Genomic DNA, 22,430 nt, shown 5'->3' with positions numbered 1-22,430 from the left:
GAGGCTATACTTTATTTCATAATCAACCCCATCCAAAGGGTATGTTAAGTGCCAAAATAGAAGCGTTTTTGACAGATTAGCCAAACAAAAACTGGCTGCTTCTACTCACAATCATGCTTTAAATTAAATTTTTTATCTACGAATAGGTAATAAAGCAAGATTTAGGTTTAAAGATTTATACAGTATATGTAAGTAAATATAAATTTTTAACAATAGTTATTACAAAAAAATAAGTTTTAATAATATGCGACGAACTGTCCCACTTATCGAGACTTTTTAGGCGATCGCTTAATTCATTTAAAAATATTCTCAATAAATGAATCTCAGTGTCTCCCAAAGTTCTGAGCGTTGGCTTACAGCGCATCTATAGGAAGTCACAGAAGCTTACTGTTATGTGAAACTAAAATTAAAAAGTAAAAGTACTCCGTAGAATGCCGATAGTAACTGAGTCACTATCTGGTGTATTACCAGGCTGGATAAGATGAATTATTCCTGGTGTAATGCTAATATTATCTGTTAACTGAAAACGATAAAATGCCTCAATTTGAGTGGTAGTACCTGGTTGTCCACCTGCTCGTCCTAAACCTGTATTGATAAAATCAGGGACATTATTCCCTACAGGTAAGTTGCTACTAGTAATTTTAGGAGGTTGACCGACATAAATTCCTCCTAAATTTCCTTTCTTCAATAAATCAGGGAAATTCATAAACACCATATAATTTGTCGTTTCTACACTTCCAGATTGCCCAGGAATATAAGATTTAGTATAACCACCCCACGCACCCGCACTAATACGGGGAGAAATTTGCCAAGTAAGAGTTGCACCCACGGCGTTAGTTTGTAGCGGTGCTGATTTCCCGGTAGTGGTATTAACTGTAGTTAAGCATTCATCACCAACAAAGGTTAGCAAACAACCATCAGAAGCGTAATTATTAACGTAATACAAACTTAAATCTAGAGTATCGGTTGGTGTCAGCAGTAATTGCACACCGGTAGTGGTGGTTCCATCAAATAAACCGCTACCTTTACCGGGATTTCCTGGGTTATAACTAGTATAAATAGCCTGCAAACTAGCGCGTTTAGCAAATTGCCAATCAATAGCTATACCACCGTGACCATATCCCATATTTAAAATTGGGTTTCTTTGGGCAAAATAAGATAATGGCCCTGTTGCAGCACTTTCTACCCGATTGGGGCCTCGGAAAGCAGCTGGCATACTTACGCCTTCTGTTCCTACCATTACTGCTAATTTATTTGTCACCAGCCAATGAAAATTTAGGTCACTTACAATCAAGCTATCTGTAGGAAATTCGTAGCCAAGTAAAACATCATTTCGAGAAACACTATTGGTAAATCTAGGTGTAGTTTTTCCTTTACCATCTAAAAGACCTGTAAACAAGTAACTACTGGGAGTGATTTGACTAGTTAAATACAGCTGTGCCAGGGAAATAACATTAATATTTGTCCCGGCATCATCTGTATCCTTTTGCCCATCTCTAGGATTAACATCACCACGATTGTTAGTTCGTCCTTGAATGCCAACTATCAGTAGTCCACTGAGTTTAGTTGTTGTTGAGAATTGGTTGGCTTCAATTTCAGCAGTTTTGGCTTCTAAATTATCGACACGACCCCGCAAAGTTGCTAATTCAGGAGCAAATTCTGACTGTAATTTTTGTAATATTGCTAAATCTTCGCTAGTGACTAAATCGCTGGTGGCTGTAGTGATTAATTCGTTGACTCTATCTAAACAAGCGTTTACACCCGCAGCAAATTCATACCGAGTTAAGGCACGATTACCGCGATAGTTGCTATCTGGATAGCCGGCTATACAACCATAACGTTCTACCAAAGATTGCAAGGCTTGAAATGCCCAATCGTTGGGTTGTACATCCTTGAGTTGAGATACCGATGTAACTTGGGTCATCGGTTCTTCTGGGGAGAGGGAGGAGGATGAGGGAATAATATTATCGCCCTTAACTCCTATCTCCTGAGTAGTTTCTGGATTGATGTACTCTTGTGCTAATGCTTTTTGTGCAACTCCATTTACTCCCGCAATTAGTAACCATGCGAGCATCCAGGTTTTGCGATGACTGCGGCTAATAAGTCTACCTTTCAATTTTTTACACTCTGCTCACATACTTAAGTGAAGAGTGTATTCCCGATTGTCTAGGGTTCACATGGGGACATTTACGGATTTTGTCCCAAATTAGACTTAATGCTTCTGGGCAACTTTTGAAAGGGCGAGTATAACAGGGTATTGGGGAATGGGGACTGGGGACTAGGAAAGAGTTTCTCAATCCCTAATCCTCAATTCTCTAATCCCGAATCTATGGCAAATCGTTCACGCAAGCTGAAGCCAAAAGCCTCTAAACCAAATCAACCTCGTGCTGGTGCGATAAAACGCGTCGTTAAAAAACCTCAGAAAAAGCTAAAACGAGGAAGTTGGTTGTCATCAATATTAGCGATCGCAATTATCTTAAGTAGTGCTAGTCTAGTTATGGCTTTTGCCTGGATTAGTGTTCTCTTCATCTTCAATCCAGACGAGGTAAGCTGGCTAAATAAAATTTTACCTGCATGGGCACAAATCCCCCTTGGTAAACACGAACGCCCCAAAACTCTCAAACAAATTCAACTCGATTTGAGTAAAAAAAACCAAATATTTGGGGAAACTCTGCCTTTACATCAGGATGTGAAAACCTCATTTTTACTACCAGTTTTTCAAAAACGTGCTAATTGTCAATCTGATTGTGAAGAACTGGTGGAACTCAGGGTTTACGAGCTATCAGTTGAGTTAGAGTTTAAATCTCAGTCAGAAAATTACTACTATCTAGCGACTCAATTACCTATAACTGGCCCAGATGAATCCTTTTTGATTTCTTCTTTGCTTGATGGAACATCCGAACCCCAGGATATCAGTATTCCCCTACCTTTAACTGAAGTGCAACGCTTTGAAGGTAAGACACCATCATCAGGGGTTTGGTTTGATTTGCGGGGTAAACGCCAACAAGGAACTGGTTCTATCCGCTACGGTTACGTCGTATACTACAATCCAGAACGCACAAATTTACTACAAATGTTGTCTTGGACTAGTCCTAATGGACAATTACCCAAATGGCAGCAGGTAACTGGTGATGGTACAAAAGAGTTAGTTGTGGATCAAACAGTAGGTTTAGAACCACACTTACAGGTTTATCAAGTCAAACCTTTGAAGTTATTCCTCAAACCAATTCAATTGGAGGCAATCAGCCTCAAATCATCATCCTTCAAGGATTCTGGATACCAAAATGCCCTGTCAATTGCCCGTAGTGGATTGTGGACACCAGCCTTTGAATGGTTGAAATTTGTCAAGAAACAGCGCAAAGGAGTTTTACCAGAAGCGGCGCAAGCGCAAATGGATTTGATTCGCTTGCATTCTCAACTGACTAAAACCCAAGCCCAGAAAATTTGGGCAAGTCCTAGTCAAGAAGTGCTGGCAGATTTGATTGATGGCCGCTGGGAGAGAGCTTTACAGGTGTTTGAAGCGTCGCCACATAATGCCCAAGAAATTGCGACCTTACTCAAAGCTGATGAAAAACGATTGTGGAATCGCACAGCAGCAGCGTTGCAGGTGAACCCAAATAGACGAGAGGTGCAAGCTTGGTTCGCGTTGATTTTAGCAGTTCAGCGGGGAGAAGGACATGCTAATTCTTGGTTAAAGGCGCAACCAAAAATTACAAAAGAGAATCTTGACTATATTCAAAGTCTGTTGGCAAGACTCAATGGTGAGGGTACAAAGTCGCAAATATCCTCTAGTCACCCTAGCCAGATTGTTGGTACGGTGCAACCAATTACTCAAGTTACCAACGCCGAATGGTTGCAACCAAATTCCCCAATAGATTTGAAACTTACGGATAACCAAGTTTGGTATCAGGTGGAGGTGAGTGCATTTAATGACGGGAAACGCTGGCTAAATTTCCCCTTTGAGAATTTCAACCCACCGAAAACTGACGCCGCCAAATTTTTCTGGAAAACTTTGGGAATCACTTCTGACTCGGAAATCCAGATTGTAGTCTGGTTGCCAAATGGAGAACAAAAAATTACTATCGCCGCTATCAAAGCGGTGCAACTACAGGGTAAAGTTTTGCGCCTATTAGCTGCTGGCCCAAAAATTCCAGATAATCAAAACGATGTTCTCCAACCCAAGCCTTTAGCTTTGACGAATGCAGCATTGGAATGGGTGCAACCATCTCCTATTACTCTACGAGAACTGCATCAACAAAATCCCCAAGGGGTGAAGGTAATGCTATCGAGTCTGTGGCAATCTTTACAAAAATCCGATGAAGTTCCAGCTGGTGCTATTCCTAGCTTTGAACAGATGCAGGAAAAATTGGGTGATTGGCCCGTTCAAGTGATTGATTTAACAAATAACGCTCAATCAGAAATAATACTGACTATCTCACCAGAAGCAATAGCGTCCTTAAATCAGCCGACACCTGAAATTCAGGGAGAAAACCCTAAGCAACGCCGTGACCGGACTATAATTTTGTCTGATGTAAATAAAGTCATTTACACTGATTTTACAGGAAATTACTTACAAAGACTCTCTGCGATCGCCAAGCTTTCAGGGGTGCAATCCTTAGCTTTACTGGTAGAAAATGCTCATAACTACAGTTTGAGGCGCTGGTCAGAGAAAAATCAGCGCTTTGAATAACGCACCCCTGATTCAAATTTCCCCTTTACTCAAATTTAAATTAAAGAGGGAAAAGCGTAGGCGTAGCCCTTCTCCTGTCGGAGACGCTGCGCGTAGCTTGCTTCCACGAAGTGGTACGGCTGCGCTCAGGAACCACCCGTCGTAGACATCGCTATCTAGAAGACGGACTTATTCTTCTTTTTGGTTGGTTTCGGCTAAACGTTGGTGCTTTAAGTTTTCCAATTGCTGCAACAGAGAGTCTACCTCTGCTTGTAAATGCATCAATTTAGCTTGCTGATCGTCTTGATAATAAGACTTGGTTAACTTACTGACCCAGGCAGTCTGGGATTCGCGATCGGAAACACTAGATAAATAAGTAGGCATCGCTAATTAAATCCACTATTTAACTCACACCATTAGAAATATTATAATAATGCTCTTTTAAGCTTTATTAAAGTATTGTATATTTTCAATCAATTACTCTAATGGATTTTGGGTTCAATCATAAAAGACGGTGATTAAAATGGTTGTGTTCCAAAAAAACACTGACCCAAGTGTGTAAAGCTTCTTTCCACCAGACCGTACTTAGGAATAGTTAATTTATAGTCTGTCAATTATGACTGTACAAATGATTATCGCCGTTTTTAGGGAATTTACGCAAGGAATTATATGTAGACTATATCAAGAATTACGCGAAATTATGAAAAAACGTAGGGCGAAGCACTTACACTTAGTGCAGTATCTCATAGAAAGGAAGGTAGAAGGATATTCTCAAAAAGAGACAGCCTCTTAAGTATTTTTCCTGTCTTCACTTAAGCGAATAGAGTAGGAAAATCCACCGATATACTTGACTAAACGAAGGCAATAAAAGCAGCTTTAACCACGGAGGAATCAGAACTTCAGGGAGTTATGAGGCAAGCCTGTGAATAGGGAATAAGGAACAGGGAATAGAAAAAAGGATAGATACGTAGTGAGTCTTCTTCAAAAGTTAAATAAAGAATCCTATAGATTTACAGATGATTTTTCACCTCGTCAGTATCCTCTAAGCTAATTTGTTGAACCGAAGGTCGCCGTGGCGGTTTATGATAAATTAACGTTCTAAATAAAATAGCAAGTGAAACGCCTGCACCACAAAAAATAATATTCTTAACAAGATTCTTTGGGATTAGGGAACTCTGAACGGGCAACGTGGTAACGAAAAATCTACTTTCTTCCTCTTTACCATTTTGCACTTCCCGATCCTACCCTTTCTAAATATCCAATCCTTACATTAAGAAATTTTAAATCCCGTGACTTTGAGCCTGTCTGTTGCTACATCTCATCGCCAACCCTGGCCCGGACTGATAGAAGCCTATCGCGAATACTTGCCTGTCAGCGAAGAAACACCGATTGTCACTCTGTTGGAGGGCAACACACCTCTAATACCAGCGCCAGCGATCGCAGAGCGCATTGGCAGACAAGTAAGGGTTTTTGTAAAATATGATGGTCTGAATCCCACCGGTAGCTTCAAAGACCGGGGGATGACTATGGCAATTTCCAAGGCCAAGGAAGCAGGGGCAAAAGCAGTCATTTGTGCCAGCACGGGCAACACCTCAGCCGCCGCCGCCGCTTATGCCAGACGGGGAGGCATGAATGCCTTTGTATTGATTCCCGACGGTTATGTGGCGCTGGGCAAGTTAGCTCAAGCGTTGTTGTACGGCGCAGAAGTATTGGCAATTAAGGGTAATTTTGACCAAGCGCTAGAAATTGTCCGCGAGATGGCCGAAAGCTATCCAATCACTTTAGTGAATTCGGTCAATCCCTACAGGCTAGAAGGACAGAAAACAGGAGCCTTTGAAATTGTTGATGCATTGGGTGATGCACCAGACTGGTTATGTATTCCCGTGGGAAATGCGGGGAATATCACAGCATATTGGATGGGATTTTGTCAATATCATCAAGCTAGAAAGTGCGATCGCCTACCGAAGATGATGGGATTCCAAGCCGCAGGAGCAGCCCCCTTAGTACATGGTCAGCCAGTGGCGCATCCCGAAACCCTAGCGACAGCAATTCGCATTGGCAACCCTGCAAGTTGGGAATTAGCGATCGCAGCCCAAACCGCCAGTCAGGGAAATTTCCACGCCGTTACCGATGCCGAAATTCTCGACGCTTATCGACTTTTGGCAGCATCAGAAGGTATCTTCTGCGAACCTGCTAGCGCCGCTTCTGTAGCCGGGTTGTTGCAGGTGAAAGACCAAGTTCCCACAGGTGCGACAGTCGTTTGTGTTCTTACAGGCAATGGTCTAAAAGACCCAGATACAGCCATTAAACACAATCACAGTCAATTTCAACAAGGTATTGCGGCAGAATTGGGCGCAGTCGCCAAGGCAATGGGATTTTAGGGCATTGGGTATGGGAAGGGGCACAGGGGCAGAGGAGAAAAACTTACTGCAACTTCTCCCCTGTTCCCCTGCTCCCTTGCTCCCCTGCTCCCCTGCTCACTGCCCCTGCTCGTTCGTGTGCCAAGCTATCAATAGCATCACCCAAGGCAGTAGTCAGGTTATTGCGGCTTTGGGCGTGATTGTCCTGCTCAGTTTTCAAAGCTTGCAAGAGGCGATCGCGTTCTTTAATCGCGGCGATAAGTTTAGCTTGCAAGTCTTCCACAGATTTTAGCTGTTCTATTTCTTGTTGAATCGCTACTGGTGTCCCAGCAGCGAGTGTGTCTATTTCAAAACCTTGGAGTTTATGCAGTTCTGCCTTGAGGGAGGCGATCGTCTGTTGGGAAAGTTGGGCATCTGTGCGGCGTTGTTCTGCTTCTGTGTTGTAAAGCTGACGCCATTTTTGGGCACTTTCCCAAGCAGTATCGCGCTCGTGTTGCAGCTGTGCCATCTGCTCTTTGATTACCTGGATTTCTGTCAACCACTGTTGTGTTAAATCTTCATTCATAGATTAATAGTCATTAGTTAGGAACTCTCCCCCACTTCCCACTCGGTATTCTTGCGGTAGAAAGATAGATGCGATCGCTACGCAAAATTTAGCACAGTAGTTAATAAACCCAACCAGTTTTAACTCTAAATTATGCCAAAGCCTCGTTTTTTTCGCTTTTTTCGCCATCTCAATTGGCGCACGATTAAAAAAACTTTTTCTAGGACAATCGAAAGGCGACTTTTAGGACTCGCCTCAGAAATCGCCTTCAATGCCATGTTATCCCTGTTTCCAGCAATTCTTGCTATCATCACAGCCATTGGCTTATTGGCAGAATCTTTACAAAATACCTTTAAACAACTGGCGGCACAACTAAGTCAAGTCCTACCCGAACAAGCCCTGAATCTGATTCGTGATTTTGCTACCGCAGAAATTACTAATTCCAAAAACAGTGGTTTATTTTCTCTAAGCTTTGTATTAGCAATTTGGACTGCTTCGGGGGCGGTGAGTACCGCAATGACAGCCCTCGATCAAATCCATCAAATTTCTCCAGAAAACATCCGCCCCTTTTGGAAAGCCAAACTTGTCTCTCTGGGATTAACAGTCGGTACTATGTTGCTTTTAGTATTGGCTTCTTTCTCAGTGTTTACTAGCGACTGGCTTTTGGGAATAGTAGTGCGCGAAAATAGTTCTTTGATATTTTTGTTGCATCTTTGGCTACTGTTACGCTGGCCTTTATCTTTAAGCATTGTTGCTGTCGCCTTTGGCTTTGTCTATCGCTATGGGCCAAGCAAATGGAATTCAGGTACGCCGATGATGCCTGGAGCAATTTTAGCGGCTGTTTTTTGGGCAATGTTGTCTGCTCTATTTCGGTTATATGTGGCGAATTTTGGCAATTATAATAAAGTATATGGTGCTGTAGGGGCTGTGATAGTTTTAATGCTCTGGCTGTCAATGAGCGCTGCTGTTCTGTTAATTGGCGATCAGTTGAACGTAACCGTCGGCGAAGATATGCGCTTAAAAGCCCAACCGCAATCGAAAGTAAAATATTATTCGTAAATACCTGAGAAAATGATTGCAAAAGCTCAGTAGGGGAGTAAAATATCTAACGATTCAATACAAAGTTAGCGATCGCCTCCATGCCTGATTCTCCTCCTCGATTTCCGATGATTGAACCTGATGCCAAAGCACCCACCTTGAAGCGCCTGCGTCAGTTAAGTCGGCTGCTGGATAATGTTATTACCATTCCTGGCACAAAGATTGGTTTTGGTTTAGATCCAATTTTAGGACTCATACCGATTGGTGGTGATTTTTTGGGAATAATGTTTTCTAGCTACATCATTCTAGAAGCAGCACGGCTAGGCGTATCTAGAGCCACTCTAGGTAAAATGGTTTTGAATATAATCATTGATGGTTTAGTAGGCGCTGTCCCAGTTTTGGGAGACTTTTTTGATTTTGCCTGGAGAGCTAACACTAATAATATCAAGCTCTTGGAAGAATACTTAAAGTTTCCCAGCGAGCAAAAGAGTGCAGATCGGTGGTTTATCTTTGCCGTTTTGGCTGGACTGTTGCTAATTTCCATTGTCTTAGTAGCATTGCCCGTGATCCTAATTAGAATTTTGTGGAACGCCCTAACAGGCGGTTAAATTGTTTATTGATAAAAGAATGAAAGATTGGTGGCAAGCTACTTTTCCCAAAGGGCGGCAAAGTTTAGTTATTAGTGATGCTAAAGGTTATCCTATACAAATTGCTTATGGCGAAAAAGGTAAAGGTAAACCGCTAATTTTATTACATGGTATGGGGAGTTGGAGCTACAATTGGCGCCACAGTGTAGCAGCATTATCTAAATATTACCGAGTAATTTGTTTTGATGCCAAAGGTTTTGGTTTTTCTGAAAAACCATTATCTCGTAAAGAACACAACGGTCATCAAGTTATTGAGTTTCAAAGAATTATTCAGGCATTATGTGATGAACCCGCAGTGATTGTGGCAGAATCTTTGGGGGGATTAGTTGCCCTTGCTCTTGCTCAAGAAAATCCGCAGTTAATCGGACGGCTTATAGTAGTAAACGTACCTGTTTTTGCCGAACAGCTACCCCATTGGTCTATGTGGCTGCTTGCCAAAACACCCTTAGAAGTAATGCAAACAATTGACTCCTTACGTCTGACATATTTGTTTGCACCTCTATTTAGAGAAGTTATGGCAATAGAAAGACGTGGGGTATTATTCGATCCCTCAATTTTGACGCAGGAAGATATCTATTGGATAACTTACCCGTTTACTGAATTGCCTGGTACGATCGCAAAAGTTGCCGAAGAGTTACAAATAGCGGCGCGAGAAATTGAGAATTGGCAAGCAAATAAGCCCAATATGCTCACCAAAATTCAAAACAACCTGAGTGCAATTAAGTGTCCCACACTAGTTTTGTGGGGTGAGCAAGATAGTTGGTTTCCTGCTAGTCATGGTAAAAAATTACATCAACATATCCCCAATTCCAAATTACAGATTTTATCTAACTGTTGTCATGATGCCTCAACTGGTGCTTCTGAGGTGTTGAATAAAACGATTCTTGAGTTTTTAAAAGATACTAACTTCTAAAGAAGAATTCAGAAGCCAGAATTCAGAATTCAGTAATCTTTTAGTAGGGCTTTTAAATCCGGTGATTCAGTTGCTCTCTACGTTCGCGCAGCGTGTTGCAGACAGACGCTACGCGTAGCTTAATTCTGAGCAAGAGTATTACTGTTACGCTATATACCAGTTGCACAAAATTCATTCTGACTCCTGAATTCTGACTTCTGAATTCTGTTTCGATAAAAAGAGAGTGGGAGGAAGCATATCAGTTAGCTTTCAGACTCCCACTCTACCATTTGCTGCTGAAGTGAACAGGAATGTATACAGACGTTACCCATTAGGGGGCTAATGCGTAGTTCAACAACAACGCCTGTACGCATTGAATATTCCTGTTGCAGCAAATGCCAAACCTGATTATTGAATTTATTTACTGAGATAAATACTCGGCAAATAATTGTTATAGATAGCTTTTTGTTTTTGTAACTCACTTAGTAAATAGTGTTTTACAAAAGGAATTTGCTGAGGTGGTAGTCCCTGATAATCAAACCCTTGAAGTCGTTTATCTTCATACAATTTAACTTGAATCATCAAAAGCTAGTTGCCATTTTGGCAAGTTTTTAAATTTCCTAATTGCTCATATATAACTTTTTAAAAGCAGTTAAACCGCTATATAGCAAATAAATTATTCGTATATAACAAGATTCCCGACTTCTTGAGAAAGTCGGGAATCTAAACCAAGCTAATTGGCAAAAAGTGTTAATTTAACGGGGTTTTACTTTACCGTAGTATTAATACTGGCGTAAAATAGCAGACAATGAACTATTTTTACGAAGATCCATCAAGTCTGCTAAAGGTTCTGTGCGCGTATCCAGGTGGTGCTTGTGTTCTGCTGGGAGAACAGTTACCAGATGCTTTGTTTTAGGTTGCATCTGCATAAGGGGCATTAGTTGTGGCTGTGGCACAAAAATTGGCTGACTCTTGGGAAGATGTGGTTCCAATTTTTGGTGATGCTTCTGTGCCAAGCGTACCTGATGGCGATTAACCTGTTTTTGAACTTTTTGCGGTTGCTTGGTGCGGTTAAGCATTCGGAAAATCAGCAAGGAACCGCCACCACAGCTGAGAACGATCGCAGCAATCATCCATAAAGGTGTAGGATTGCTATTCTCAGACGGGGGACTGATTGGTTCTTCAACTATAACTGGGATTTTTTCTGGTTCTTCTTGTGGCACGGGGCCAGCATTACCTAAGCTATATAAGGCAAAGGTGCCACCTCCCAGAAACATGGCTAAACACCCAGTCAACAATAGCCAAGGATGATGTGCAACCAGATATATCAGAACATTCGAGCTGTTTCTTAGTCTCGATTTCCTGTTTGTCAGCTCTGGAGTAGCCCTTTTTAATTGGGTTCGCTCGCGCTGTACACTCTGACTTTTTTCCATGATTACTTTCAGATTTGTACCCCTCTAGTCAATAAATTGTACTGGAGGAGTCAAGCATCAGGTATCCGTAACAAAGTTGAGATTTTAGTAGCTTTTTTGTAAAACCTAAGCTACAAAATCTGGCTAAATTTTGCCAAAGTTCTGTATTTATTGTGACTTTTTGCCGTAATAATCGGAAATCAGTTTGCTGATTTATTCTGTCAGCTAGGAGAATGCCTTTCAAGAGCAAGTTGAATTAACCGATCGACTAATTCTGGAAAGGAGACTCCACTATGGGCCCAGAGTTGGGGATACATACTCGTTGCAGTAAAGCCTGGTAACGTATTGATTTCGTTAATAAATACTTCTTGTGTTGCTTCTACATAGAAAAAATCTACCCTTGCTAACCCAGCAGCGTCAACAGCGGCAAAAGCTTGCAAAGCCATGTCCTGAATTTGACGAGCGATCGCATCTGGAAGCTGGGCAGGAATCAGTAAATCTGCCCGACCCTCAGTATATTTAGTTTCATAATCATAAAAATCGCTGTCATAAGTAATCTCTCCAATGACAGAGGCTTGGGGTTGATCGTTACCTAAAACGGCACACTCAACTTCTCTAGCGACTACTCCAGCTTCTACAACTAGTCGGCGATCGTAACTGGCAGCACTATCTAAAGCGGCTTCTAATTCTGGGCGCGATCGCACTTTGGCAATACCCACCGATGAACCCAAATTAGCTGGCTTGACAAAAGCAGGATAACCTAACGCTGCCTCAATCTCATCACACAGTTTCGGAAATACGCAAGGATTAGACCAAACTTGGGATCTAGTTACCGCTTTATATTTTACCTGTGGTAATCCCGCTTGCTCAAAGGCAATTTTCATGGCAATTTTATCCATGCCCATTGCCGAACCTAAAACCCCAGAACCGACGAAGGGGACTTGCATCAAGGTGAGTAACCCTTGAATCGTCCCATCTTCACCGTTGGGGCCGTGGAGGATGGGAAACCAAACATCTACTTGGGCAACTTCAGAGGGAGATTGCCACTTGCTTAAGGTTTGGGCTTGAGGGTTAGATGTCAGATTTCCCTCAGAAGTTGATTCTTGAGATTCCAGTAACGGACTGCCGGTTGCTAAAACCTTTTCGGGTGCTTCTCCAGCCAGCCAGCGGCCATCTTTTTGGATGTAAAAAGGCAGTATTTCGTACTTGTTAGCATTTTCCCCTGCACTTAAGGCTTTAGCGATCGCCCCAGCTGATTTGATCGAAACTTCATGTTCTCCCGAACGACCGCCAAACAGTAACCCCACCCGCAGCTTAGTCATTTTCGGTTCCTCCACACTTCTCAAGCAGATAGCGTATCACAACCTACAAAAATTGCCATATTTTTCTAGATTATTTTATTGCCCCTTCAACGAAGAGGCAGGGGGCAAGGGGGCATTGGGCATGAAGAAGAGACAAAGGAGAGGGGGAGACGGAGAGACTTGTTTAATAATTCTCCCTTGTCCCCCTTGTCCCCCTTGTCACCCTGCCCCCTGCCCCTGCCTCCAATTAAAACAATCGTGTTGTCAGCTACAGTAATATTCCAGGAGAATGGGCAACAATATTGATAACTAACTAGAAATGCAGCCCTACCCGTAAAAGATGCTGCCGTTTCATGAAACCCAGAATTATTGTTTGTGGCTTAGGACGTACCGGATATAAAACCTTTCGTCTGCTGAGACATCAGGGAGCCTTCGTTGTTGGCATTCATCACCAATCTATCTCTGGCGAAACAGCAGGAGATGTGATTGTTGGAGATTTACAAGCAGCTTCTACCCTGACAGCAGCAGGAATTCAACAGGCGCACACTTTAGTCATCGCTGGATCTAAAGATGCTCTGAATTTATCTATTATGATGCAAGCGCGGGTGCTGAATCCCCAGATTCGGATTATCAACCGTTTTTATAATACAAATTTAGGAGAGCGCCTAGATCAAAGTTTGCCAGACCATTTGAGTATGAGTGTTGTCGGATTAGCAGCACCCGTATTTACCTTTGCAGCGCTGGGAAACAGAGCGATCGGACAAATAAAATTATTTCAGCAAACTTGGCCAATTCACGAAGAATACATTCATGAAAACCACTTCTGGAAGGGCCGAAGGTTGAGTGAATTGTGGGAAGACCGATCGCGGATGCTAATTTATTACTTGCCAGTCAAAGGTGAGATGGATTTGGTATCAGCTGTCATATCTGGCCAAGAAATCCAAGTAGGCGATCGCATAATTATTGGTACACAACCCCGCATCCGTTCTCCCCGGAGATCGTTGATTAAAAAACTGCTGAAAGTTATGACTAATCTTCAGCAGTTTCAGCAACATGGGCGATCGGTAGTAGTGGGTGCTATTGTCCTATTAGCGGTGATCCTGATCGCTACATTCACCTATATGTCGGCTGAGTTGAGTTTGTCTCCTGTCGATGCTCTATATTTTTCTGTAGGCATGATTACAGGAGCAGGTGGTAATGACAAAGTAGTAGAAAATGCTCCTAACAGTATTAAGTTATTTACTGTTGTAATGATGCTGGTTGGAGCAGTGGTAATTGGTATTTGGTATGCCATGCTCACCGATTTTGTCTTAGGAAGCCGCTTTAAGCAATTTTGGGATGCAGCCCGAATTCCCCAGCGATCGCACTACATTGTCTGTGGCTTGAGTGGTATTGGGGTGAGAATTGTCCAACAACTCCACGCCAGCGGACATGAAGTTGTAGTAGTTGAACCCGACTCCAACAATAAATATATCAACACCGCCCGCGAACTGGGTATTCCCGTCATTCAGGGAGATGCCAGCTTCCGCACAATACTCAAAGCCAGCAATATAAACTCTGCCGCCGCAGTGCTGGCTGTTACTAGCAATGATGCTACCAACCTGGAAATTGCCCTCAAAGCCAAAGGTTTAACACCCAGCATTCCGGTGATTGTTCATTATGCCGATCCTGATTTTGCTGGGATAGCGCAACAGCTATTTGGCTTCGAGGCTGTACTGAGTCCGGCTGAACTGGCAGCCCCAGCTTTTGCTGCCGCTGCACTAGGGGGGCGTATCCTTGGTAATGGCATCACAGCGGATAGTCTTTGGGTGGCTTTTGCGACTGTGATTACAACTTCACACGTCTTTTGCGGTCAGTGGGTGAAAGATGTAGCAATGTCTGCTGACTGTGTACCTTTATACGTAGAAACAAATCACCAAACTCTTCATGGCTGGGATTTATTAGAAACTAACCTCAGTGATGGTGATGTTTTATATATGACTATGCCAGCGACGCGGCTATATCAATTGTGGCGGGGCGAACAAGTTTGCGAATCACACGCTTAAATAATTCGTAATTAAGATATACAAAATATTCTTATTTGCTCCCCTGCTCCTCTGCTCCCATGCCCCCCTGCTCACCCTATTCCCCACTCCCATTTATTTGTTAACTACTCGTTGTTGGTATTCTTGCTCAGTAATCATATCGAGAGTGTTCTCTAGGCGATCGACAAATACGATACCGTCGAGATGATCGTACTCGTGTTGAAAAATCCGAGCGATAAAATCTGTTAATTCTTGTTTTTGTAAGTTGCCTTGAGAGTCTGTGTATTCCACCTCAATAGATTTATACCGAGGAACTAACCCCCTAATTCCTGGAACACTTAAACAACCTTCCCAATCTTTAACAACTTCAGTTGAATGAGCAATGATTTTGGGATTAATCATAGCAGTAGGTTCCATTTCCGGGGCGTTGGGATACCTGGCATTAGGGCGGGAAGCCACAATAAATAAACGATAGGATTGTGCTACTTGAGGCGCAGCAATTCCCACACCGTTAGCCTTGGCAACAGTGGCGATTAAGTCCTCAATTAATTTTTGGATCTGCTCATCTTGAATATTTTCAACCCAAGCAGCTTTTTGGCGCAATGTTGGATTGCCTAATTGAATTATCGGCGCTAATTCAGTCATGATAAAGCTCCTTTATGTAATGGGGAGTAAGGGGGCAGGGGAGCAGGGGAAGAAGAACTATTTACAAATGACCAATGACAAATGACAAGTATTATCCTTCACGTCTCACAGGCAAAGGAGCAGGTTGAACTCCTACTTGGACAATTTGCCCATTGCGTTCCACTTCTATGGGTAATTTAGTACCAATTTTGCTCTTTTCTACTAGCTTTTGTACTTCTTCAATTTTAGTAACAGGCTGGCTGTTAATGCTTTTAATCACATCGCCGACTCGTAGTCCAGCTATAGATGCAGGCGATCGCGGCACAATCTCAACCAGCAAAACGCCTTCATCTGCTGTAAGATTTAAGCGATCGCCGGCTCCATTTTTTATTTTTTCTTTAATTTCTGGTGTCAGTGTCACCATCTGGACACCTAAATAAGGATGATCCACCTTACCTGTAGCAATTAATTGCTGGGCAATTCTTTGTACAGTGTTAATAGGGATAGCAAATCCCAAACCTTGAGCGCCGCGAATAATAGCTGTGTTCATCGCAATTACCTGTCCACGAGCATTAAGCAATGGCCCACCAGAATTACCAGGGTTAATCGCAGCATCCGTTTGGATGTAATCAACCCGCTTGTCACTAGCACCAATATCGCTACCAGAACGACCTGTGGCACTAATAATTCCAGAAGTGACGGTATTATTCAAGCCTAACGGGTTGCCAATAGCTACTACTGCTTCTCCTGGTTGCAAGGTATCGGAGTTACCCACAGCTAGAGTTGGCAGATTATTAGCGTCAATTTTAATCGTTGCCACATCTGTTACCGGGTCTTCACCCAAAACTTTCCCATCAAAAGTCCGGCCATCTTTGAGTATAACAGTCACTCTATCAGCACCATCTACCACATGGGCGTTGGTAACAATTTGACCAGAAGAGTTAATAATAAATCCAGAGCCACTACCCCGCTCTACCCGTTGTCTAGGCTGTGGACTTCCCTCTCCAAAAAACCGCCGGAAAAATGGATCGTTAAATTCGTCTGGTACGCGAGAAGTGATTGTTCGGGAAGAATCAATACGAACTACCGCAGGCCCCACCTGTTGCACTACTTTCACGACAAAATTAGGATCTCCAGACGAAGAGAAAATCTGCGGGGGGACAATTACCGGATTAGGTTCTGTTGTGTTTTGGGCTTGAGTATCGCTTTGCTGATTATCAACAGTCCTAGCAGGTAGAAGAGAGCAGCTCCCCAGGAACACCACTGCTACCCCATATGAGAGCATCCACAACCTCTGGGGTAAGCCCCTGGTTTTAATCTTTTTGGGTGCTGAGTGATGGTTTGTTATCTTCATGTGTCGTTGCTTCTCCCTTGTCAGTCAGTGGGTGTTAGGATCTTGCCTACTGGGTATGTATGTCCCAAAATGGTTACAACTTAAAAGCTTATTTTAGGTCTAGCGTGTCTCAATGCTAAATTAGTGCTTTCTCTTCTATTGTGACGATTAGCAGCAAAGGTGGTGGATAATGGAAATTCCCATAGAAAGTCTGTGGAGTCAGGTACTAGAGCGCCTAAAGCTTGAACTATCCCGACCTACCTTTGAAACTTGGATCAAAACTGCTAGTGCAGAGCGATTAGAAAATAATTGTTTGGTTATCCGCACTCCTAACCCATTTGCTCGTAATTGGTTACAGAAGTATTACATCAATACTATTGCTCATGTAGTCCAAGATATTCTCGGTCATCCCGTGGGAATTTACATTACGGTTGCTCAAGGTGATGAAGTTTCTCATTTTAGTGAACGAGAGGTTGCTTGGGAATCACCAAATTCCAGCAGTATTTCTGAAGTTGTTGCTAATCACAATCATAAAACTACTGACTTAAACTCTAAATATGTCTTTTCGCGATTTGTAGTTGGTGCTAACAATCGCATGGCTCATGCTGCTTCTTTGGCAGTTGCAGAATCTCCGGGTAAAGAGTTTAATCCTTTATTTTTATGCGGTGGTGTCGGCTTGGGTAAAACTCATCTGATGCAAGCTATTGGTCATTATCGCTATGCAATTTCTCCTAATTGTAAAATATTTTATGTTTCTACTGAGCAGTTTACTAATGATTTAATTACAGCCATCCGTAAGGATAGTATGCAAAGTTTTCGAGAGCATTACCGAGCGGCTGATGTTTTATTAGTTGATGATATTCAGTTTCTGGAAGGGAAGGAATATACCCAAGAGGAATTTTTCTATACTTTTAATACTCTACATGAAGCTGGTAAACAAGTTGTCATTGCTTCCGACCGTCCGCCTAATCAAATTCCTAGCTTGCAAGAACGTCTTTGTTCTCGGTTTTCTATGGGCTTAATTGCCGATATCCAAAAGCCGGATTTAGAAACGAGAATGGCAATTTTACAGAAAAAGGCTGAGGATGAAAATATTAGTCTTCCCCGCGACGTGATTGAGTATATTGCTTCTAACTACACTTCTAATATTCGAGAATTAGAAGGAGCTTTAATTCGGGCGGTGGCTTATATTTCTATTTGGGGTTTACCGATGACGGTGGAAAATATCACACCAGTTTTAGAACCGCCTAATGAAAAAATGGCAGCTACCCCAGAAGCAATTTTAAAGGTTGTGGCGGATAACTTTGATGTTTCAATAGATGACCTTAAAGGTAACTCACGAAGAAGAGAGATTAGTTGGGCGCGTCAACTAGGAATGTATCTGATGCGCCAACACACCGCTTTGAGTTTGCCAAGAATAGGCGAGGAGTTTGGTGGTAAAGACCATACAACGGTAATCTATAGTTGCGATAAAATTAATCAACTCCAGGAGAGCGATCGCACTTTAGCACAAACCATCCGCCAACTGAGCGATCGCATCAATATGACTAGCCGTTCTCAAAAACCATCGTGAAGATTTATTTTAAGTTTTCCACAAGCAGCAGTCTGAATTATGAGCTTTGACGGGTGAAGAATTAGTCAAGAATATTAAGTAACGTATAAAAATTGATTAAATTTAACTTAGATTGTGCAAAAAACTGGGGAAAACTTGATATTCTACAGTGAAAATTTAATTGAGTATAATTACCTTGTGGAAAATTAGCTAGGTTTTTCCACAAGTTTTCCACAAGGTAAACTTGCCTAACTATGATTGCAATAGAAATTGTGGAGTTTTCTAGTAATCCGTTAAGTTTGCTGAGTTTGTAGTGAGCGCTTTAGCGCTCAAATCAAGGACTAAAGTCCTTATTACAAACTTATTTACCCATCAAATAATAAATGGGATGAGTCGCTTAAGGTAGTTTAACCGTTTTTATACGCAGATAAATCTACTATCTGCGTATTTTTTATGAAAAAAAGATTCATCCCAATGTATATTTCTGCATTCTTTTGGGAATCATAAATCGAGGAAGCATGAGAAACCGCAAAATATGACTTCCTGAAATATCACGTAACTTTTAGAGGATAATTATGTCTAAACGCAACTTGCCAAAAGGCCGTAGTATTAGTTCAGTTGCTCTAGAACCAGAAGTGGCGATCGCAATTCTGGGGTTGTTTTCTGCTGCGGCTGATGGTGAAGGTATTTCTTCCACAGAAGAATATGCTTTGAGTGAATTTCTCGGTCGGGTTGACTTATTTGAAGATTACTCTGAAGAAGACTTTGAAGAATTGACCGAAAAAGTCGTCAGTTTGATTGAAGAAGAAGAACCAGAAGATTTAATCGCCCAGTCTATCGAATCCTTACCCAATAGAGGTTATCGCGAAGCTGCATACATCACAGCTATCTTAGTAGTAGGGATTGACGAAGAAGTACCCGAAAGCGAACAAGATTATATCTCTGAACTTCAAGAAGCCTTAAATATTTCAGACGAACGCGCACAAGAACTTATAGACGCAGTGTTCGGAGAAGAAGAGGAAGAAGAGTAATATTTTTTGACTTGCAATCTCAGTCATTTATCATCTTTAATTTGGGGTTGCTAATTTAGAATATGAAATAATTTTGTTTGTATTAAGTTGTTCAGATTCCCGGCTTCATGAAGAAGTTGGGAATTTTGCATTGTATCAAAATTAACATTTTTCAGATAAAAGTAAAATATCCTTGAGCGATCGCCATTCAACTTTCACATCACGTTATCATCGGATATTGTGGAATTTCCGTGCGTAACTCGATAGCATCTATGACCGCCTCTCACTCCGAAACTCCATCTACCAAACCCGATGCAAGTACTTTTATTTCTGACCATCTACAGGTGGATCGCAGTAAGCTAAGTCAAATGTACTTGCATTATGTCGAGACGAAGGATAAATATCCTCACGCGGTATTGCTGTATCGGGTAGGAGATTTCTTTGAATGCTATTTCCAAGATGCTGTCAAACTAGCACAAGAATTGGAATTAGTTCTCACTAGTAAGCAAGCTGGGGAACAGGGACGGGTGGCGATGTCTGGTGTTCCGCATCACGCTTGGGAACGCTACGCGACGATGCTAGTAGAAAAAGGCTACGCAGTGGTAATTTGCGACCAAGTGGAAGATGCTTCTGAAGCGGCTGGGAGATTGGTGCGGCGAGAAGTAACGCGCATTCTTACACCCGGCACTTTGCTAGAAGAAGGAATGCTCAAATCCAGTCGCAATAATTACTTAGCAGCAGTAGTCATTGCCGCAAATCATTGGGGTTTAGCCTATGCAGACATCTCTACTGGTGAATTTCTTACTACTCAAGGTAGCGATTTAGAACATTTGACTCAAGAATTAATGCGCTTGCAACCTTCGGAGGTGTTAGTTCCGACAAATGCGCCGGATTTGGGTAGTTTGCTGCGTCCGGGAGAAACTTCGCCACATCTTCCTGAGTGTTTGCCACCATCATTTTGTTATAGTTTGCGATCGCAACTTCCATTTTCTCAAGGCGAAGCTAGACCTAGATTATTGCAGAAATTTAAGGTGCGATCGCTCGAAGGACTCGGTTGCGATCATCTTCCCCTCGCTGTTCGTGCGGCTGGCGGTCTTCTGGAATACCTGGAAGATACTCAAAAAGAAAACCCTGTCACTCTTCAAAGACTCCGCAGCTACACTGTCACCGACTACTTAATTGTTGATAATCAAACCCGCCGTAACCTAGAAATTACCCAAACCGTCCGAGATGGCACTTTTCACGGTTCCCTACTTTGGGCGTTAGATAAAACTAGTACAGCAATGGGTGGGCGGGCTTTGCGGCGGTGGTTGTTGCAACCGCTACTCGATATTAAAGGCATTCGGGCGCGGCAAGATACCATCCAAGAATTGATGGAAAATACGCCCCTACGTCAAGATTTGCGGCATTTATTACGGCAAATTTATGATTTGGAACGCCTTACAGGAAGGGCGGGTTCTGGTACAGCCAATGCTAGAGATTTAGTAGCTTTGGCAGATTCCCTCTCACGCTTACCGGAATTATCCAATTTAGTAGTTGAGACGCGTTCTCCCTTCCTGAAAGCTTTGCAGAAAGTCCCAAGTGTATTGGAAGAATTGGCACAAAAGTTACACGCACATCTTGTAGAGTCGCCACCCATACTAATTAAAGAAGGCGGATTAATTCGCCCCAGTGTAAATCCCCTATTGGATGAAAGAAAGGCGACTGTAGAAGCAGACCAGCAATGGATTGCCAACTTGGAAGTTGATGAAAGAGCTAAGACAGGAATTTCGACACTGAAGGTAGGATTTAACAAAACCTTTGGTTATTACATCAGTATTTCTCGCACCAAAGCCGACCAAGTACCCGCTAACTATATCCGCAAGCAAACCCTGACCAATGAGGAACGTTACATCACCCCAGATTTAAAGGAACGGGAAGCCCGGATTCTGACGGCGCGAGATGATTTAAATCAGTTGGAATATGAGATTTTTACAGCGTTGCGGGAAGAGGTAGCACAAGAGGCGGAAGTAATTCGCAATCTGTCTCGTGCAGTGGCGGCGGCAGATGTGTTGTGTGGTTTGGCTGAATTGGCGGTGCATCAAGGTTACTGTCGTCCCGAAATGTTGTCAGGAAGGGAGATAAACATAGTTGATGGGCGTCATCCAGTGGTGGAACAGTCTTTACCTGCGGGTTTCTTTGTACCGAATTCGACTCAATTAGGGAGTAGGGAATCGGGAGTAGGCAGTAGTGAAGAAGAAATTCCCCCACTCCCCACTCCCCACTCCCAATTCCCTGACTTAATCATCCTCACCGGGCCAAACGCAAGTGGCAAAAGTTGTTATTTGCGTCAGGTGGGATTAATTCAGTTAATGGCGCAGATTGGTAGTTTTGTACCAGCGAGGTTTGCTAGATTGGGAATATGCGATCGCATTTTTACCCGTGTTGGCGCAGTAGATGATTTAGCAACTGGTCAATCTACCTTCATGGTGGAGATGAATGAAACCGCAAATATTCTCAACCATGCCACATCTAGGTCGCTGGTACTATTAGATGAAATTGGTCGCGGGACAGCAACATTTGATGGTCTTTCCATTGCTTGGGCGGTGGCGGAATATATAGCAGTTGATATTCGATCGCGCACAATTTTTGCTACTCACTATCATGAGTTAAATGAACTGGCTAGCATTATCCCGAATGTAGCTAACTATCAGGTGACGGTGAAAGAATTACCCGACCAAATTATCTTTTTGCACCAAGTTCAACCAGGAGGTGCTGATAAGTCTTATGGAATTGAAGCGGGAAGATTGGCGGGTTTACCAGCCGTAGTTATTCAACGGGCAAAACAAGTGATGGGACAAATTGAAAAACACAGTAAGATTGCGATGGGACTGCAAAATCTCGATGGGTAAGCAAGTTCGTAGTAAGGACTTTACCCGGATTTCTCACCACACCTCTTAAAGCCTGCGCAAGTGCCGGGGAGAAGTAATGAGTAATATCATGTCCGCATAATTAGTTATGCTAACCACAGTCATTGCACCCCAC

Annotated in this window: 17 protein-coding genes; 9 read left to right on the top strand and 8 right to left on the bottom strand. The window is 42.6% G+C overall.

What is annotated here, in order from left to right; all coding sequences use genetic code 11:
• Positions 1 to 406: 406 nt before the first annotated feature.
• The gene (locus RMX69_RS22705) at positions 407 to 2,074 is read right to left on the bottom strand and encodes an iron uptake porin (RefSeq protein WP_322638778.1); all 1,668 of its coding nucleotides are present in this window, start codon (positions 2,072 to 2,074) and stop codon (positions 407 to 409) included.
• A gap of 255 nt (positions 2,075 to 2,329) precedes the next feature.
• On the opposite strand from RMX69_RS22705, the gene RMX69_RS22700 reads away from it, so the two are divergent.
• Complete coding sequence (locus tag RMX69_RS22700; protein WP_322638777.1) at positions 2,330 to 4,690, top strand: hypothetical protein; 2,361 nt, start codon at positions 2,330 to 2,332, stop codon at positions 4,688 to 4,690.
• A gap of 168 nt (positions 4,691 to 4,858) precedes the next feature.
• Here RMX69_RS22700 and RMX69_RS22695 read toward each other — a convergent pair whose 3' ends face one another.
• Positions 4,859 to 5,053, bottom strand: a complete 195-nt coding sequence (locus tag RMX69_RS22695) for a hypothetical protein (protein WP_194041136.1) — start codon at positions 5,051 to 5,053, stop codon at positions 4,859 to 4,861.
• A 905-nt stretch (positions 5,054 to 5,958) separates the two neighbouring features.
• On the opposite strand from RMX69_RS22695, the gene thrC reads away from it, so the two are divergent.
• Positions 5,959 to 7,050, top strand: coding sequence for a threonine synthase (thrC, locus tag RMX69_RS22690; RefSeq protein ID WP_322638776.1), 1,092 nt, complete (start codon positions 5,959 to 5,961; stop codon positions 7,048 to 7,050).
• A gap of 43 nt (positions 7,051 to 7,093) precedes the next feature.
• Here the strand turns inward: thrC and RMX69_RS22685 are convergent, their stop codons facing one another.
• Positions 7,094 to 7,594: a hypothetical protein gene (locus tag RMX69_RS22685; RefSeq protein WP_289795526.1), complete on the bottom strand. Its 501-nt coding sequence runs from the start codon at positions 7,592 to 7,594 to the stop codon at positions 7,094 to 7,096.
• A 132-nt stretch (positions 7,595 to 7,726) separates the two neighbouring features.
• On the opposite strand from RMX69_RS22685, the gene RMX69_RS22680 reads away from it, so the two are divergent.
• The 3 genes from RMX69_RS22680 (at position 7,727) to RMX69_RS22670 (ending at position 10,171) form a co-directional block, all read left to right on the top strand.
• Positions 7,727 to 8,632, top strand: a complete 906-nt coding sequence (locus RMX69_RS22680; protein ID WP_322638775.1) for a YihY/virulence factor BrkB family protein — start codon at positions 7,727 to 7,729, stop codon at positions 8,630 to 8,632.
• An 80-nt stretch (positions 8,633 to 8,712) separates the two neighbouring features.
• Positions 8,713 to 9,219, top strand: coding sequence for a DUF4112 domain-containing protein (locus tag RMX69_RS22675; RefSeq protein ID WP_322638774.1), 507 nt, complete (start codon positions 8,713 to 8,715; stop codon positions 9,217 to 9,219).
• A gap of 19 nt (positions 9,220 to 9,238) precedes the next feature.
• The gene (locus tag RMX69_RS22670) at positions 9,239 to 10,171 is read left to right on the top strand and encodes an alpha/beta hydrolase (protein WP_322638773.1); all 933 of its coding nucleotides are present in this window, start codon (positions 9,239 to 9,241) and stop codon (positions 10,169 to 10,171) included.
• Positions 10,172 to 10,567: 396 nt separating this feature from the next.
• On the opposite strand, the gene RMX69_RS22665 is transcribed toward RMX69_RS22670, so the two are convergent.
• From RMX69_RS22665 to RMX69_RS22655, 3 genes are all read right to left on the bottom strand, one after another.
• Entirely contained in the window at positions 10,568 to 10,732 is a 165-nt protein-coding gene (locus RMX69_RS22665; protein ID WP_322638772.1) for a hypothetical protein, read from the bottom strand.
• A gap of 200 nt (positions 10,733 to 10,932) precedes the next feature.
• A complete protein-coding gene (locus RMX69_RS22660; protein ID WP_289795530.1) occupies positions 10,933 to 11,427 on the bottom strand; it encodes a hypothetical protein in 495 nt (164 codons plus the stop codon).
• Positions 11,428 to 11,783: 356 nt separating this feature from the next.
• Positions 11,784 to 12,884, bottom strand: coding sequence for a D-alanine--D-alanine ligase family protein (locus RMX69_RS22655; protein ID WP_322638771.1), 1,101 nt, complete (start codon positions 12,882 to 12,884; stop codon positions 11,784 to 11,786).
• Between the two features lie 332 nt (positions 12,885 to 13,216).
• Here RMX69_RS22655 and RMX69_RS22650 point away from each other — a divergent pair, with 332 nt between their 5' ends.
• Positions 13,217 to 14,908 carry an NAD-binding protein gene (locus tag RMX69_RS22650; RefSeq protein ID WP_322638770.1) on the top strand — a complete coding sequence of 564 codons (1,692 nt, stop codon included), beginning with the start codon at positions 13,217 to 13,219 and terminating at the stop codon, positions 14,906 to 14,908.
• 93 nt (positions 14,909 to 15,001) lie between these two features.
• On the opposite strand, the gene def is transcribed toward RMX69_RS22650, so the two are convergent.
• Together def and RMX69_RS22640 are read right to left on the bottom strand one after the other, a co-directional pair.
• Positions 15,002 to 15,532 (bottom strand): peptide deformylase, encoded by a 531-nt coding sequence (gene def, locus RMX69_RS22645; RefSeq protein WP_179068956.1) that lies wholly within the window; start codon positions 15,530 to 15,532, stop codon positions 15,002 to 15,004.
• Between the two features lie 91 nt (positions 15,533 to 15,623).
• Entirely contained in the window at positions 15,624 to 16,865 is a 1,242-nt protein-coding gene (locus RMX69_RS22640) for an HhoA/HhoB/HtrA family serine endopeptidase (protein ID WP_289795534.1), read from the bottom strand.
• Between the two features lie 169 nt (positions 16,866 to 17,034).
• Here RMX69_RS22640 and dnaA point away from each other — a divergent pair, with 169 nt between their 5' ends.
• The 3 genes from dnaA (at position 17,035) to mutS (ending at position 22,297) form a co-directional block, all read left to right on the top strand.
• The gene (gene dnaA, locus RMX69_RS22635) at positions 17,035 to 18,417 is read left to right on the top strand and encodes a chromosomal replication initiator protein DnaA (protein ID WP_289795535.1); all 1,383 of its coding nucleotides are present in this window, start codon (positions 17,035 to 17,037) and stop codon (positions 18,415 to 18,417) included.
• 554 nt (positions 18,418 to 18,971) lie between these two features.
• Positions 18,972 to 19,427 carry a tellurite resistance TerB family protein gene (locus tag RMX69_RS22630; protein ID WP_322638769.1) on the top strand — a complete coding sequence of 152 codons (456 nt, stop codon included), beginning with the start codon at positions 18,972 to 18,974 and terminating at the stop codon, positions 19,425 to 19,427.
• A 251-nt stretch (positions 19,428 to 19,678) separates the two neighbouring features.
• The gene (gene mutS, locus RMX69_RS22625; RefSeq protein WP_322638768.1) at positions 19,679 to 22,297 is read left to right on the top strand and encodes a DNA mismatch repair protein MutS; all 2,619 of its coding nucleotides are present in this window, start codon (positions 19,679 to 19,681) and stop codon (positions 22,295 to 22,297) included.
• Positions 22,298 to 22,430: the final 133 nt, after the last annotated feature.

It is taken from the genome of Nostoc sp. EspVER01 (genome assembly GCF_034530635.1).
Classification (GTDB): domain Bacteria; phylum Cyanobacteriota; class Cyanobacteriia; order Cyanobacteriales; family Nostocaceae; genus Nostoc.
This window is presented reverse-complemented; position numbering and strand designations above follow the sequence as displayed.